Consider the following 15069-nt stretch of genomic DNA (forward strand, 5'->3'; position numbering starts at 1 on the left):
TTGATTCAATATGAAACCAAGGATTTTCTAGCTTTTTTACCTTCTTTTGGTATAATAAAGTGGAGAAAGTTTTAGGGAGTATACGATGAAGAAAATCTATAAAGTTAGCTTGGCAGCGATGTTCTTGCTAACCTTGGTGGCATGTGGACCTAAGCGACGTCCTCGGACGCAACCCTCTACAGCTCAGAGTGAAGTAACAGATGGAAAAAGTTCCAAGAAAGCATCGACTGGGCATGAGTACTATCAAACGGTTCTTGAACGTTATCAGGCTTACTCTAGGGCTATCGAAGCAGGTGATAGTGCTGGCCTAGAGACTAAACTAAAAGAAATAGATCCTCAATCGGATGAGTATGTCTATGCCAAGTATCTTCAAACTCTGGGTAGTAAACCAAATCTTTCCTATTTTTATACAGATTTGGATAAGGATGGGCGGGACGAACTCTTGATTGGGAATGGCCAAACAGTCTCAGCAATCTACTATCTGAAAGGCCAGCAACCAGAATTGTTGCATACAGCTTTTGTGGCTTCCTCTGGTGGCTCTCGTTCAAGTTTTCAAATTTTTGAGGATGGCTCGGTCATTTATGCTAGCTTTTCGTCTCTTCAACCAGAAGTAGATTTAATCCATTACAAGTTCCAAAAAGGAAAGCTGGAGACTGTCAATAAGATCCAAATTAAAAATGGGGACGGTCAGAAGCCAGAAAAAGCCTTAGGGATTACAGCAAAAGAATTGGATCAAGCAAAATTTGGATGGAAAGAACTAGAAACCGGAAAGAAGGCGAAGAACCAAGCAAATACCTCAGAGCAGCAAACAAGTAGTTTCCAAGTCCGTGTAGCAGTTTCAGATCTTCGAATTCGTAAAGAAGCATCGATTAAGGGGGAAGAAGTTGGAATGATCCCGCAAGGTATTTACACGATAACTGAGACGGTGTCAGCTGACGGTTATACCTGGGGCAAGCTCCAATCTGGCCAAGGCTGGATCGCGCTTGAATTTACGACGAGAGTGGAAGGGGGAAATGCATCTACTGTTAAAGGATTGAGTGCGGAAGATCAAGAGGATATCCACTCGGTAGTAGAGAATGGCTATTCTTTAATGTATTCTAGATTGGTCAAACCAACCTTTATATTAGATTTATCAAATGATCATAGCGGTATCTATTCTTATACAGAAGGCATGTTTTTAGATTATTTCAATACTTATACTCCAGGTACCTATCAACTTGCAGATGTCATTAAAAAATTGGAAGCTCAAGAAACATCAGAATCCATTCAATCTATGACTACAGATCAATTAATTCAACTTGCGAAAGAAAGAAAACAAGGCTGGATATACTCTTCGAAAGATAAGAAGTTTTTTGAATTCGTTCCAGGTGGACGTGGAGGTGCTGGCCCAGAGGTTGTTATTCCTTCAGCAGATGAGTGGGTCGTTGAGAATGATACAGTTACAGTAACAACTAGAGTTAAGACCTCTTCTCAACCTTTTGAGCGCTATGTGTTGAAGCGGAGCAAGAAAGACTATTCAGGTGGAGAACACAAAACGCGATTCTATGTCGTTAGTAAAGAAAATGTGTGGAATGGAAAATAGATGGTAGCTATATCTAGCTCTAGAATTTTAAAATACGTGGAAATCAAATATTCCTCGAAAAAGGCTTTTAAAGCCTTTTTCTTTTGGGCTTGAATATGGTAAAATAAAGGTCATACGTGCTTGGATACAAAGATGAGGATATAACATACAGAAAGGCTGTTGAAATCCCTATCTCGTTGAGTTGCTTAACGGCTTAGTATCTTGGATAATTGAATTTTGGCCTCATTTCTTAGGAAAAAAGATAAGCTTCCTAGCACTCATCGAGTGCGACGTCACCTCCTATTTTTCTACAGAAATGTTCGGCAAGCCGAACCTTCCAAAATATCTTGATTAATTGAACCCGGCCGAAAAGCTGTGTAAAAAAGATAAACTGTCTTGTCTTCATCGAAGACTTCGTCAGTTTCCTATTTTTACTTTGCTTTTTGTGGCCTTAGTATCTTGATAGTTGAACACGGGCTAAATCCCTAGTGAAAAAGATAGATTCCCTGGTGTGCGTGGCACACTGCGTCAATCTCCTATTTTCATACGGGATTCTTCACGCCCTTTGTATCCTGATTTTTGTAGGCAAGTCGTATAATTTTATCAATCCAAAGGGGATTAAAATGACAAAACAAGTGTTTCAAACGACTTTTGCGGGTCGTGAGTTGATCGTAGAGACTGGTCAGGTTGCTAAGCAAGCAAATGGCTCTGTTGTCGTGCGTTACGGTGAGTCAACTGTCTTGACTGCTGCCGTTATGTCTAAGAAGATGGCGACTGGGGATTTCTTCCCACTTCAAGTCAACTACGAAGAAAAAATGTATGCAGCTGGGAAATTTCCTGGGGGCTTTATGAAACGTGAAGGACGTCCTTCAACAGATGCGACTTTGACAGCGCGTTTGATTGACCGTCCGATCCGTCCAATGTTTGCGGAAGGTTTCCGTAACGAAGTACAAGTCATCAACACAGTTCTTTCTTACGATGAAAATGCATCTGCACCAATGGCAGCGATGTTTGGTTCATCCTTGGCACTTTCTATCTCAGATATTCCATTTGACGGACCAATCGCTGGGGTACAAGTAGGTTATGTTGATGGTCAAATCATCATCAACCCTACGCAAGAACAAGCTGAGCGCTCTCTTCTTGAATTGACAGTAGCTGGTACGAAGCACGCTATCAACATGGTAGAGTCTGGTGCCAAAGAATTGTCAGAAGAAATCATGTTGGAAGCCCTTCTGAAAGGACACGAAGCTGTCAAAGAATTGATTGCCTTCCAAGAAGAAATCGTTGCGGCAGTTGGGAAAGAAAAAGCAGAAGTAGAATTGCTTCATGTAGATGCTGACTTGCAAGCTGAAATCATCGCAGCCTACAACAGCGACCTTCAAAAAGCAGTTCAAGTTGAAGAAAAATTGGCGCGTGAAGCTGCAACTCAAGCAGTGAAAGATCAAGTAACAGCTGTTTACGAAGAAAAATATGCGGACCACGAAGAATTTGACCGTATCATGCGTGATGTGGCTGAAATCTTGGAACAAATGGAACATGCAGAAGTGCGCCGTTTGATTACAGAAGACAAGGTTCGTCCTGATGGCCGTAAGGTTGATGAAATTCGTCCTCTAGATGCGGTGGTCGACTTCCTTCCTCGTGTACACGGTTCAGGTCTCTTTACTCGTGGACAAACTCAGGCTCTTTCTATCTTGACTTTGGCGCCAATGGGGGAAACGCAAATCATCGATGGTTTGGACCCAGAGTACAAGAAACGCTTTATGCACCACTATAACTTCCCACAATACTCTGTAGGGGAAACTGGTCGTTACGGTGCACCTGGTCGTCGTGAAATTGGTCACGGTGCCCTTGGTGAGCGTGCTCTTGCTCAAGTCTTGCCAAGCTTGGAAGAATTCCCATATGCGATTCGTCTAGTAGCAGAAGTCTTGGAATCAAACGGTTCTTCATCTCAAGCATCTATCTGTGCGGGAACACTTGCCCTTATGGCTGGTGGTGTGCCAATTAAGGCGCCAGTAGCAGGTATTGCTATGGGTCTCATTTCAGATGGAAACAACTACACCGTATTGACAGATATCCAAGGTTTGGAAGACCACTTTGGAGACATGGACTTTAAGGTTGCAGGTACGCGTGACGGGATTACAGCCCTTCAAATGGATATCAAGATCCAAGGGATCACTGCAGAAATCTTGACGGAAGCTCTTGCCCAAGCCAAGAAAGCTCGTTTTGAAATCCTTGATGTGATTGAAGCAACCATTCCTGAAGTTCGTCCAGAATTGGCTCCAACAGCTCCGAAAATTGATACCATCAAGATTGATGTGGACAAGATCAAGATTGTCATCGGTAAAGGTGGAGAAACCATCGATAAAATCATCGCTGAAACAGGCGTTAAGATTGATATCGATGAAGAAGGAAACGTGTCTATCTACTCTAGCGACCAAGCTGCCATTAACCGCGCTAAAGAAATCATTGCTGGTTTGGTTCGTGAAGCCAAGGTGGACGAAGTCTACCATGCTAAAGTTGTGCGTATCGAGAAATTCGGTGCCTTTGTCAACCTCTTTGACAAGACAGATGCCCTCGTACACATCTCTGAAATGGCTTGGACTCGTACCAACCGTGTCGAAGACTTGGTAGCCATCGGTGATGAAGTGGATGTCAAGATTATCAAGATTGACGAAAAAGGTCGTGTCGATGCTTCTATGAAGGCCCTCTTGCCTCGTCCTCCAAAACCGGAGCATGCAGAAGAAAAAGGGGATAAGGGTCATCGTCATGGCGATCGTCCTCGTCACCACAACAAAGATCACAAACCTAGAAAAGACTTTACCAAAGATCCAGGTGAAGCAACGAAAGAATAAGCATTTAAAAGAAAGGAGCACGGTATGGGATGGTGGCGTGAAACCATTGATATTGTAAAAGAAAATGACCCGGCGGCACGTACCTCGCTGGAGGTCCTCTTGACCTATCCAGGCGTCAAAGCGTTAGCTGCTCACCGTGTTTCTCACTTTTTGTGGAATCATGGCTTTAAGCTTCTAGCTCGGATGCACAGTCAGTTCTGGCGTTTTTGGACCCAGATCGAAATCCATCCAGGTGCGACCATTGCTTCGGGTGTCTTTATCGACCATGGAGCAGGCCTCGTTATTGGGGAAACAGCTATTGTTGAAAAAGGCGTTATGCTCTACCACGGGGTGACGCTCGGTGGAACTGGAAAGGATACAGGGAAGCGCCATCCAACGGTTCGTGAGGGAGCTTTGGTCTCCGCTCATGCTCAGGTCATCGGTCCGATTGAGATTGGGGCCAAGGCCAAAGTAGGAGCGGGGGCGGTCGTTGTCTCCGATGTACCAAGTGATGTGACCGTTGTCGGTGTTCCTGCCAAGATTGTTCGTGTTCACGGTAAGAAGGATGAGCCAATCATTCACCAGGAAGAGGAAAAACGCGAATACTACGTGAATAAGATGGAGCACGCCAAGGAAGCCAGTCACCATTCATCAAGTCTTTAGAAAAGGTTGGAAAAGTTATCGAAGTGAAATATGACAGGAGGAACCGACCTGTCAGATTTACCAGATGCTATTTTGAACCAGGTAGTCCTTGAACTGAAAGAAGGCTTGGAGTCAATTTCGCAAGAGTAAAGTCTATCAGTTCTTCTACACAGCTGACTATGTAGATCATCATAACCGAACCTGGGATGCCCGCCATGAAGAGCGGACAGCTGATGCCATGACTTTTTTCACTATCGCTTTGAATAGCAAAGGAACTAGAAAGGTTACTACAAGAATGGCAGTTTATTTTTACGGCTGTATTACCATGGATGGCTACTTGGCAGACAGCCAGCACAGGATAGACTGGCTGCATCAGCTTGGTTCTGTAGAGGATACAGGCTATGATGACTTTTACAGGCAAATGGATATCACCATCATGGGTAAGCGGACCTTTGAGGAAATCCAAGATTTGCAAGATGTAGAAAGTTTTTATCAAGCTACGGAAAACTATGTCTTTACGCATGATAGGCACCTGCCTGTCAGCAATTACCAGCCAGTAGCTGGGGATGTGGTGGACTTTGTTCGCCAGATTGACAAAGGCAAAAATGTCTTTGTGATAGGTGGTAATTCCTTGGTAGGACCGCTCTTGGATGCGGATCTTTTCGACCACCTCATTATTCAGATAGCGCCCCTGATCCTAGGAAAGGGAGTTCCCCTCTTTACCCAAGAGGAAGGGCAACGCTTTTACCAACTGGATAGCCTCAGACAATTTGGCCCTTTTGCAGAGCTGGTTTTCAGCCGAAAAAGTCAGAAATAGAGAAGGGAGTGGACCGCATGATTAAAATTTATGACACCATGTCTCGTGATTTGCGAGAATTTGTCCCAATCGAAGAAGGAAAGGTCCGCATGTATGTTTGTGGACCAACAGTTTACAACTTTATCCACGTAGGGAATGCCCGTTCAACGGTAGCCTTTGACACGATTCGTCGCTATTTTGAGTATCGTGGCTACGAGGTTAACTACATTTCCAACTTTACAGATGTGGATGATAAGATTATCAACCGCGCCAAAGAAGAAGGTATTACTCCTCAGGAAGTGGCAGACAAGTATATTGCAGCCTTTCGTGAGGATGTGACGGCTCTCGGGGTCAAGCCTGCAACCCGCCACCCTCGTGTGGTTGAGTTTATGGACGACATCATTCGCTTTGTCGCTGATTTGATCGAAAAAGGCTATGCCTACGAGAGCCAGGGAGATGTCTATTTCCGTGTGGAAAAATCCCACAACTATGCTAAGTTAGCCAACAAAACTCTAGAAGACTTGGAGCTAGGCGCTTCTGGTCGGACAGATGAGGAAACTGCTCGCAAGGAAAATCCAGTCGACTTTGCCCTTTGGAAAGCTGCGAAGCCGGGTGAAGTTTCTTGGGACAGTCCTTGGGGTCCTGGTCGTCCTGGTTGGCACATCGAGTGTTCGGTCATGTCAACGGGGATTTTAGGCGATACCATTGATATCCACGGTGGTGGAGCTGACCTTGAGTTTCCACACCATACCAATGAGATTGCCCAGTCAGAGGCCAAAACAGGCAAAACCTTTGCCAATTACTGGATGCACAATGGCTTTGTCAATATTGATAATGTTAAAATGTCCAAGTCCTTAGGTAACTTCATTACTGTGCATGATGCATTGAAGACCATCGATGGGCAAGTCCTTCGCTTCTTCTTTGCGACCCAGCACTACCGCAAGCCCATTAACTTCACAGAAAAAGCGGTACGCGATGCGGAGACCAACCTCAAGTATTTGAAAAATACCTATGAGCAACCGTTCACAGGAGAAGTGGATCCAGCAGACTTGCAAGGCTTTGTGGACAAGTTTATCGCGGCGATGGATGAAGATATCAATGCAGCGAACGGAATTACTGTCGTCTTTGAATTGGCTAAATGGATCAATTCAGGTCACTACAATCAAGACGTCAAGGATGCCTTGACCAAGATGTTAGAAGTCTTTGGAGTGGTATTTGTCGAAGAAGTCTTGGATGCAGATATTGAAGCCTTGATCGCTGAACGCCAGGAAGCGCGGGCTAAGAAAGATTTTGCGCGAGCAGATGCCATTCGCGATGAATTGGCTGCGCAAGGAATCAAGCTCTTGGATACAAAAGAAGGTGTAAGGTGGACACGTGATTGATGTCAATCTAATCAATGGGATTGCCCTGGCCTTTGAGGGAGATGCGGTCTATTCTATGTATATTCGCAAGCACCTGATTTTGCAAGGGATTACCAAGCCCAATAAACTTCATCAGGCAGCTACCCGCTACGTCTCTGCCAAGGCCCAGGCTAGTCTGATTGCGATGATGTTGGAAGAAGAGCTTTTGACAGAGAAAGAAGTCGAGATCTATAAGCGCGGTCGCAATACCAATAGCCATACCAAGGCCAAAAATGCGGATGTCGTGACCTATCGCATGTCGACGGGTTTTGAAGCGGTCATGGGTTACCTGCATCTGACAGATGAAATCAGTCGCTTAGAGGAATTGGTAGCTTGGTGTATCCAAAAAGTGGAAGAAGGAACAAAATAGTGAAAAATATCAGAGAGTGGTTCCCTCAGGCAGAGGTGACGGATCACCCCAATCCACCAGTTGGTTATGTAGCCATTCCCCTGCAGGCCCAGCAATGGTTGCTACTGAAGGAAGAAGAGCTAACCGAACGAGAGAAACAGTTGATTGCCTGGTTGGCTAGTGAGGAAGATCTTGCCCCCAACCCTTGGTACCAATACCTGATCGATGGAAAGGGAGAAGCCCCTCAAGTCATCAAAAAAATGCAACTTGTCTATTGCCACCTCTCGCACTCGACAGCGGAAGGAACAGCTTCCTGGTTAGAGATGATGCAGACGCTTTTGCCCAACTTCCGGGCAGTCTTGCAACTAAGTGGACAGGACTATGTACTCATTCTAGATCAAGAGCAGTCGCTGACTGTGGCTGATATCTTAAAAGATACCGTCTCTGCAATGGAGTATGATTTTAATATTCGCTTATCCATCATGGTCGGGCAGGTATGGACCGAGTCAAAAGCTGGGAAAGTATCTCCGGTCATCCGAGCAGAACGGGCAGCCTTTCGAGCCTGGATCCGAGAAGGCCATCAAGGTGTTTACCGCTTTTCTCAACTCTACCTATGGGGAATCGAGCAGGCAGATTTGGATCTCCATCCTATCAAAGAACGCTTGCATCAGTTGATTGGAAGTCAAGACCAGTTGCAGGATATCATTGTTGCCCTCTGGGAAAATGGGGCAGTTGTAACCAAGGCAGCCCAGCAACTTTATCTCCATCGCAATTCCCTTCAATACAAGATTGACAAGTGGGAAGAGCTAACGGGTCTCCAGTTAAAAAATCTGACTGATCTAGCCCTTTGTTACCATTTGGTTCTACAGGATGTGATTTAACGGAATGAATTGAGAGTTTTGTGCAACTTGCACAAAACTCTTTTTCTTTTTTGTGAGATCTGCCATAGATTTGTAAAGCGTTTTCATTTACAATAGAACTATAAAAATCAAAGGAGTACCATCATGGTAGAATTAAATCTTAAAAATATTTACAAAAAATATCCAAACAGCGAACACTATTCAGTTGAAGATTTCAACTTGGACATCAAAGACAAAGAGTTTATCGTTTTCGTAGGTCCTTCAGGATGTGGTAAATCAACAACTCTTCGTATGATCGCTGGTCTTGAAGATATCACAGAAGGTGAATGTTCCATCGATGGTACTGTTGTAAATAACGTAGCACCTAAAGACCGTGACATCGCCATGGTATTCCAAAACTACGCTCTTTACCCACACATGACTGTGTACGATAACATGGCCTTTGGTTTGAAATTGCGTAAATACAGCAAGGAAGATATCGACAAACGTGTACAAGAAGCAGCTGAAATCCTTGGCTTGAAAGAATTCTTGGATCGTAAACCAGCTGACCTTTCTGGTGGTCAACGTCAACGTGTGGCTATGGGACGTGCCATTGTCCGTGATGCAAAAGTGTTCTTGATGGACGAACCTTTGTCAAACTTGGATGCGAAACTTCGTGTATCCATGCGTGCTGAAATCGCGAAAATCCACCGCCGTATCGGAGCAACAACTATCTACGTAACTCACGACCAAACAGAAGCGATGACACTTGCCGACCGTATCGTTATCATGTCAGCTACTAAAAACCCAGCTGGTACTGGTACAATTGGACGTGTGGAACAAATTGGTTCTCCGCAAGAAGTGTACAAGAACCCTGTTAACAAATTCGTAGCTGGATTTATCGGAAGCCCTGCTATGAACTTCATTAACGTGAAGTTGGAAGGTGGACACATCGTTGCCAATGGATTGAATTTGAAAGTTCCAGAAGGTGCTTTGAAAGTCTTGAAAGAAAAAGGCTATGATGGTAAAGAATTGATCTTTGGTATCCGTCCAGAAGACGTGAATACAGAAGCTGCTTTCCTTGAAACTTTCCCTGAATCAGTCGTAAAAGCTACCATCTCAGTGTCTGAGTTGCTCGGTTCAGAATCTCACTTGTACTGCCAAGTTGGTGACAACGAATTCATCGCTAAGGTAGATGCGCGTGACTATCTTGGAACTGGTGAAACCATCGAACTTGGATTTGACTTGAACAAAGCTCACTTCTTCGACAAAGAAACTGAAAAGACAGTATACTAATATCTACTGACGCTATAGAGACGGAGACAATGTGTCTCGGTCTCTTTCATTTTAAGGAGACAAAACATGGAAAAAGACTGGTGGAAGGGGAAGGTCGCTTATCAGATCTACCCAAAAAGCTTCAAAGACAGCAATGGAGATGGTGTTGGAGACTTGAAAGGCATCACGGAGAAACTCGATTACCTTCAAGACTTAGGGATTGATATTCTCTGGATATCCCCTGTTTACAAGAGTCCTTTTATTGACCAGGGCTATGATATTTCTGACTATTATGCCATTGATCCCCTTTTTGGGACCATGGAAGATATGGAAGAGTTGATTGCGGAAGGCAAGAAGCGAGGCATTGCCATCATCATGGACTTGGTGGTCAATCATTGCTCCAGTCATCATGAGTGGTTCCAAAAAGCTTTAGCGGATCCAGATGGCCCTTATGCAGACTACTTTTACTTCATCGAAAGCGACAAGGAACCCAACAACTGGGAAAGTTACTTTGGAGGTAGTGTCTGGGAACCGGTTCCTGGCACCAACAAATACTATCTCCATTCTTTTCACAAGGATCAGCCAGACCTCAATTGGCAAAATCCTGTCTTGCGCGAAGAGATTTATAAGATGATCAACTGGTGGTTGGACAAGGGAATTTCGGGATTCCGGATTGACGCTATCATCAATATCAAAAAAGACCTAGAATGGCGTTCGCTTCCGTCCGATCGTGACAATGGCCTGGTCCCAGTGCCGGAATCGCTGGTCAATGCCCAACCGATTGAACCTTTCTTGCAAGAGTTAAAAGAGCGGACTTTTGCCAAGTACAATGCCTTCACTGTAGGGGAAGTTTTCAATGAAACCGATGAAGAGTTGCACTTCTTTATTGGAAAAGATGGTGTCTTCTCTTCCATCTTTGACTTCAAACAAACCATGCTGGGGCAAGAAGGAAAAGGCTGGTTTGACCATAGTCTTCCGACAGCAGATGAACTCAAGGAAAGTATTTTCCAAGCCCATGAGCGTGCAGATAGTATTGGGGTCCTCTCGACCATTATCGAAAATCACGATGAGCCTCGTGGGGTGTCCCATTATATTGCAGAAGGTCCAGTAAACGATACCAGTAAAAAAGCCCTAGGAACCATTCAGGTTTTGCGTAAGGGAATTCCTTTTATCTACCAAGGCCAAGAAATTGGGATGGAAAACCAAGTCTTCGAATCAGTGGAGGACTTTGATGATATCGCGACCATCAATGGCTACCATGTGGCTAAAGAAGCTGGTTTGAGTGAGGAAGAAGCCTTAGTAGCGATTGCCAAATACAGCCGGGACAATGCGCGGACGCCGATGCAATGGTCAGCAGAGCCAGGTTTGGGATTTAGTGATGGGCCAGCCTGGTTGATCAGTCCCAAACCAAATGTTGCCATCAATGTGGAAGACCAGGAAAAGGATCCAAATTCCATCTTGAATTATTACCGCCAGTTGACGGCCTTGTATCGCCATCCCCTCTATGGAAATACCATCCGGTTTGGAGATATGATCCCAGCTTATCGAGACCGTGAGAACATCATCGCCTTTGAACGCCGTGGGGACAAGCGTCTCTTGGTGATCAGCAATTTCCAAAATCGCCAGGCCACCTTGGAGCTGCCAGCTCCGATTAAAACGGTTATTTTAAACAATGTCGCAGGACTATTCCAAGAAGGAGACCAAGTATTAGAATTGACCCCTTACCAAACGGTTGTGTTGGAATTGGTGGAATAGAATAGAACCTTCGCAGACGCGAAGGTTCTTTTGAAGATATATCTTTCGAAACTTTCCTTAGGTGAGTACGGACGTCAGCGAACTTCTTCGAAGTTCCATGACTTAGTTTTGAACCTAAGGTTTCAAAACTCCCGAGTGCTTGAAACATAACAGTTTCAAGCACTTTTCTCACGGCGGAAAATTTCAGTATAAGACTGAATACTGCTAAATACTAGAGCGAGTTTTATAACTTTTGTCTCATTTCTTAGATTATTTCATATGAAAAACTGATTTTCTATGAAAAGATGAACTTGAGATTCATAGCTAGTCTAAAATCTTACTCAACCTCTTTCTTTTTCAAGAGGAGGAAGCCTCCGCTAACGGCTAGCAAGAAGCTTGAAAGAACAAAGTGTCCGGTTGAGTGATCTCCAGTTTGTGGCAATTGCGCCTTGTCTGGATTTTCTTGGAAGCTTTGTCCTACTTGGTAGGTCAAGGTTTGCACGCTTTCTCCAGTTTCAGCTGCGGTTTCTTTTTGTGGGAGGAGAACTTTAGGAGTGTCCTTCTTAGCCAATATTGGCTGTGGAGTGGTTGTTTGGTTATGAATTGGAACCACCACCCGATCTGGTTCTTTGGCTGGTACGTAATCCATCAAGCTGGCCAACTTGCTGCCAAAGATCGCATTGGTTACCCAGCGGAAGAAGTGGACAGGGTGTTGACGGTTGGTTGGGTTTCCGGCATAGACAAAGAGTGGTTGGCCGAGAAGTTCTCCAGAGATGGCCATGACCTTATTGGCTAGGACTTCATTTTTTGGCCACCAGCCTGCAATGTAGTAGTCACTTGAAGCGATACTCATCAAGGTCTTGAAGTTGCTTGGAACCTTTTCAATCCAGTTTCCTGAGTTGGAGTAGAAGAGGGCGTTCTTCTTGTAACCGCTGGTCAGTGGATCTTGGTCATCGATGATGGCTTTCATCAAGCCCTCATAGTCACTGCCACCTTTAAGTTTTTCAGCATCAAAACCTGAAAGAACTCCCAATTTTTCCAGTTTCTGCATGGCTTCCCCGCCGATGACGAGAGTTGGTTTCTTGCCGAAGATGGAAGCATCAAAGCGATTATTTTCAAGCACAATGACATCAGCTTCGTCAGGAGTATCGACGATTTGGAAACCTAATTTTTCAAGGACCAAACTAGTATGAGCAGGCGCATCTACGCCGGTCCAATCGTAGTGATAGTTTGGAGAATAGATCTTCAATGGTTTCAAGGTTGGACCGTTTGGAACCTTGTAGAGGGCTTCGCCGTAGATGGCATAGTTTGGAAGGAGCGATGCAAAAGTATCGCGGTCAACGATGTAGCCATCATCTGTTAGGTAGACAGATTTACCTTGGGAAATCGCCTTGTTTACTGCTTGAACGGCACTGGCTGAGGTATTGGCAATGACGTAGTAAGGCGCTTTAGGATCGATCTCAGAGGTTCTAGTCGCGCGAGTGGTGGTGACTTCTCCAAGTTTTCCAGCAAAGAGACCGTCTTTGAACACAGGTTCTGCCTTGAAGCCTTTCATATCAGGGAAGTTAACGAGAAGTTCCGCATACATGGCTGCCCAGGCGGATTCATTAGAACCTTTATAGAGGATATGGTTGGCATAGCCCCGTTTAGCTTGAGCCATGTCAATGACCAGGTCTCCTTTTTTGTAGGTGCCGGTATCTTCTTTGAGTTCTTTGACGAGGACACCATTGCGTTTGAAGTAGTCAATCATATTGAAGGCTTCTTGCGCATCATTGTCCTTGTCGAGGCCCATTGGGATAACATAGTAGTCAGGGAAGAATTTCGGACGACCATTCTTCACACGACCGACAACTTCACCAGTTGGTCCTACTAATTCATTTTCTGCTTTTGGATCTTCAATCTTGTTGAGACCACGTAAGTAGAAGTTGAGCCGCATCTCAAGGAGTTTGTCTGGATCTTGGTTGAGGAAGTCAATGCCGCCGAGGACAGCATTACGACCAGCATAATAAGATTCCTGGTTGGATTCTGGTATTTCAATGGTGTGGCCCAAGATGCCGTGATAGACAGCATAGACACCTGTATAACCAGAGAAGGAATCATCCCAGCCATCTCCCCAATCCAGTTTTGGAATGATGTAGCTGTCGTATTTGGAATTGGCAACTCCTGCGCGGCCCATATGGCGGGCATTTTCTAGCATGAGGTTGGACATGAGGTCGTATTCAAAGTTCGGATCATGTGGAGGTGTTGCAGGCTCAATCAAGAATTCTTTGACAAATCCATGGATATCATAGAGAGCAATTGGATTCCACTTGTTGATCATTTGGATGACGGTACGCACTTCTGGGTTTGTTTGGTAGCTGGCATCGCGATTGGGATCCAGTCCATTGGCCAAAGCACGCAGGTTGAGAGCATCCCCATCAGGGTTTTCCGTGAAGTCAAACAAGAAGATAAATTTGTTTAGGAGAGTTGGGATGTCCAGAGTTACATTCTTGACGTTACCAGCTTCGTCTGTCGTTTTAAAAGTGACTTGATTTTCTGTAGCGAAGGTACGGAAGAGACCAGTGATGATGTCAATCCCAGGTTGTTCATCCGCATGCGTATTATGAACCAGGACAGGCAGTTTGTAATCCAAGGTCTTGTCCTTCAGAGCTGCCAACATCTCGCTTGGTTTTGTGAGAGCTGTTGGATTGGTAGATGAGAGGTAGTGGTCAATACTTGCTTGGTCCTTACTCACAATTCCCATCTTCATATCACGGCCTTGAGCGCTCTTACCAAGAGTTTCAAGCTGAACTAGACGGTCCGTTTTGGCTTCTGCCTTTGTCTGCTCAATGGAAGCTAGCATTTCCTCGTGGGTATGGAAATCTTTATATGGACGGAAGGTTAGATTCTTGCGAATAGTCAGCCCAAGATCTGAACTAGTTCCGACTAAAGTATGCTCGCCAATATAGTTCCGATAGGTCCGACGGATATTATTAGGGCTCCGAAGGCTTAAATCTTCGCCAAAGAGTTCCTTGACAGTAAAGGTCAGATCCAAATCGTTTCCGTTTTTGTTCTCTTCAACTGTGATAAAGGGATCTTTGGAAAGAGTTCCTGTCTCCATATCCCAAGTTTTCCATTCTTCCAGTGGTTTGTCGTCCAAGGTCCAGTTGATCTTTCCAACAGCCTGAGCTTGATCCTTGACGGTATCCGTTAGCGTTCCCTTTTCAGACATGTAAACAGGGCTGTCACTAAGGCTGATGGCAGGATCTGCGTTTGCTGCTCGCTCTGTTACAGGGGCTTCTACTTTGGTCGTAGGACTAGCAGTGTTTGAAGCGGTAGACGAGCTTGCTACTGCGCTAGCTGAGCTAGGACTTGCTTCCACAGGGCTTGGTGCAATTTCTGTTGCTGAGTTAGGACTTGCCACTTCTGATCCAGTAACTGGACTAGCACTAGCCTCCTCTGGCTTGAGGACGTTTTCGACAGGTGCGGCAGGACTAGCTGGTTCAACAGTGTCCGCAGCAACTTGACCTTGTGCGAGGAAGGCTAAGAGGACCGCGGTAGAGATACTGAGTACGTTTGTGTACAAACGCTTTTTATAAGAAGAATGCATAAAGAGACCTCCTTTGTTCTTTGCATGTATGCACCCCTATCATAACACTTTAT

10 protein-coding genes and 3 pseudogenes are annotated in these 15069 nt (G+C 44.9%); 11 read left to right on the forward strand and 2 right to left on the reverse strand.

Going from position 1 to position 15069, the window contains the following annotated elements; all coding sequences use genetic code 11:
• Nucleotides 1–85 precede the first annotated feature (85 nt).
• From ACOXXR_RS01315 to ACOXXR_RS01365, 11 genes and pseudogenes are all read left to right on the forward strand, one after another.
• Nucleotides 86–1582, forward strand: a complete 1497-nt coding sequence (locus ACOXXR_RS01315) for a hypothetical protein (protein WP_445278588.1) — start codon at nucleotides 86–88, stop codon at nucleotides 1580–1582.
• 602 nt (nucleotides 1583–2184) lie between these two features.
• Complete coding sequence (gene pnp / locus ACOXXR_RS01320) at nucleotides 2185–4413, forward strand: polyribonucleotide nucleotidyltransferase (RefSeq protein ID WP_445278589.1); 2229 nt, start codon at nucleotides 2185–2187, stop codon at nucleotides 4411–4413.
• Between the two features lie 24 nt (nucleotides 4414–4437).
• The gene (cysE, locus tag ACOXXR_RS01325; RefSeq protein WP_048790006.1) at nucleotides 4438–5055 is read left to right on the forward strand and encodes a serine O-acetyltransferase; all 618 of its coding nucleotides are present in this window, start codon (nucleotides 4438–4440) and stop codon (nucleotides 5053–5055) included.
• A gap of 30 nt (nucleotides 5056–5085) precedes the next feature.
• Nucleotides 5086–5181 (forward strand): annotated as a pseudogene (locus ACOXXR_RS01330) (YdeI/OmpD-associated family protein); the annotation flags it as partial.
• Nucleotides 5159–5318 (forward strand): annotated as a pseudogene (locus tag ACOXXR_RS01335) (nucleoside phosphorylase); the annotation flags it as partial. The pseudogenes ACOXXR_RS01330 and ACOXXR_RS01335, both read left to right, overlap by 23 nt.
• An 11-nt stretch (nucleotides 5319–5329) precedes the next feature.
• A complete protein-coding gene (locus tag ACOXXR_RS01340; RefSeq protein ID WP_000301981.1) occupies nucleotides 5330–5851 on the forward strand; it encodes a dihydrofolate reductase family protein in 522 nt (173 codons plus the stop codon).
• A 17-nt stretch (nucleotides 5852–5868) separates the two neighbouring features.
• Nucleotides 5869–7212 (forward strand): cysteine--tRNA ligase, encoded by a 1344-nt coding sequence (gene cysS, locus ACOXXR_RS01345; protein ID WP_445278590.1) that lies wholly within the window; start codon nucleotides 5869–5871, stop codon nucleotides 7210–7212.
• Nucleotides 7205–7600 carry a Mini-ribonuclease 3 gene (locus ACOXXR_RS01350; RefSeq protein WP_445278591.1) on the forward strand — a complete coding sequence of 132 codons (396 nt, stop codon included), beginning with the start codon at nucleotides 7205–7207 and terminating at the stop codon, nucleotides 7598–7600. Before cysS ends, ACOXXR_RS01350 begins: the two co-directional genes overlap by 8 nt.
• Nucleotides 7600–8460, forward strand: a complete 861-nt coding sequence (locus ACOXXR_RS01355; protein WP_445278592.1) for a helix-turn-helix domain-containing protein — start codon at nucleotides 7600–7602, stop codon at nucleotides 8458–8460. Before ACOXXR_RS01350 ends, ACOXXR_RS01355 begins: the two co-directional genes overlap by 1 nt.
• 123 nt (nucleotides 8461–8583) lie before the next feature.
• Nucleotides 8584–9714, forward strand: a complete 1131-nt coding sequence (locus tag ACOXXR_RS01360) for an ABC transporter ATP-binding protein (protein ID WP_006595597.1) — start codon at nucleotides 8584–8586, stop codon at nucleotides 9712–9714.
• Nucleotides 9715–9780: 66 nt separating this feature from the next.
• Nucleotides 9781–11448 (forward strand): alpha-glucosidase, encoded by a 1668-nt coding sequence (locus ACOXXR_RS01365; protein ID WP_445278593.1) that lies wholly within the window; start codon nucleotides 9781–9783, stop codon nucleotides 11446–11448.
• Nucleotides 11449–11764: 316 nt separating this feature from the next.
• On the opposite strand, the gene ACOXXR_RS01370 is transcribed toward ACOXXR_RS01365, so the two are convergent.
• Together ACOXXR_RS01370 and ACOXXR_RS01375 are read right to left on the reverse strand one after the other, a co-directional pair.
• Nucleotides 11765–11929, reverse strand: coding sequence for an LPXTG cell wall anchor domain-containing protein (locus ACOXXR_RS01370; protein WP_445278859.1), 165 nt, complete (start codon nucleotides 11927–11929; stop codon nucleotides 11765–11767).
• Nucleotides 11930–11980: 51 nt separating this feature from the next.
• Nucleotides 11981–15016: pseudogene (locus tag ACOXXR_RS01375) on the reverse strand (zinc carboxypeptidase); the annotation flags it as partial.
• Nucleotides 15017–15069 lie beyond the last annotated feature (53 nt).

This window comes from Streptococcus sp. KHUD_013 (assembly GCF_052588545.1).

Bases quoted from the DNA above. Each gene is read 5' to 3' on its own strand.
- ACOXXR_RS01315 (WP_445278588.1), top strand. From the start codon at position 86: ATGAAGAAAATCTATAAAGTTAGCTTGGCAGCGATGTTCTTGCTAACC.
- pnp (WP_445278589.1), top strand. From the start codon at position 2,185: ATGACAAAACAAGTGTTTCAAACGACTTTTGCGGGTCGTGAGTTGATC.
- cysE (WP_048790006.1), top strand. From the start codon at position 4,438: ATGGGATGGTGGCGTGAAACCATTGATATTGTAAAAGAAAATGACCCG.
- ACOXXR_RS01340 (WP_000301981.1), top strand. From the start codon at position 5,330: ATGGCAGTTTATTTTTACGGCTGTATTACCATGGATGGCTACTTGGCA.
- cysS (WP_445278590.1), top strand. From the start codon at position 5,869: ATGATTAAAATTTATGACACCATGTCTCGTGATTTGCGAGAATTTGTC.
- ACOXXR_RS01360 (WP_006595597.1), top strand. From the start codon at position 8,584: ATGGTAGAATTAAATCTTAAAAATATTTACAAAAAATATCCAAACAGC.
- ACOXXR_RS01365 (WP_445278593.1), top strand. From the start codon at position 9,781: ATGGAAAAAGACTGGTGGAAGGGGAAGGTCGCTTATCAGATCTACCCA.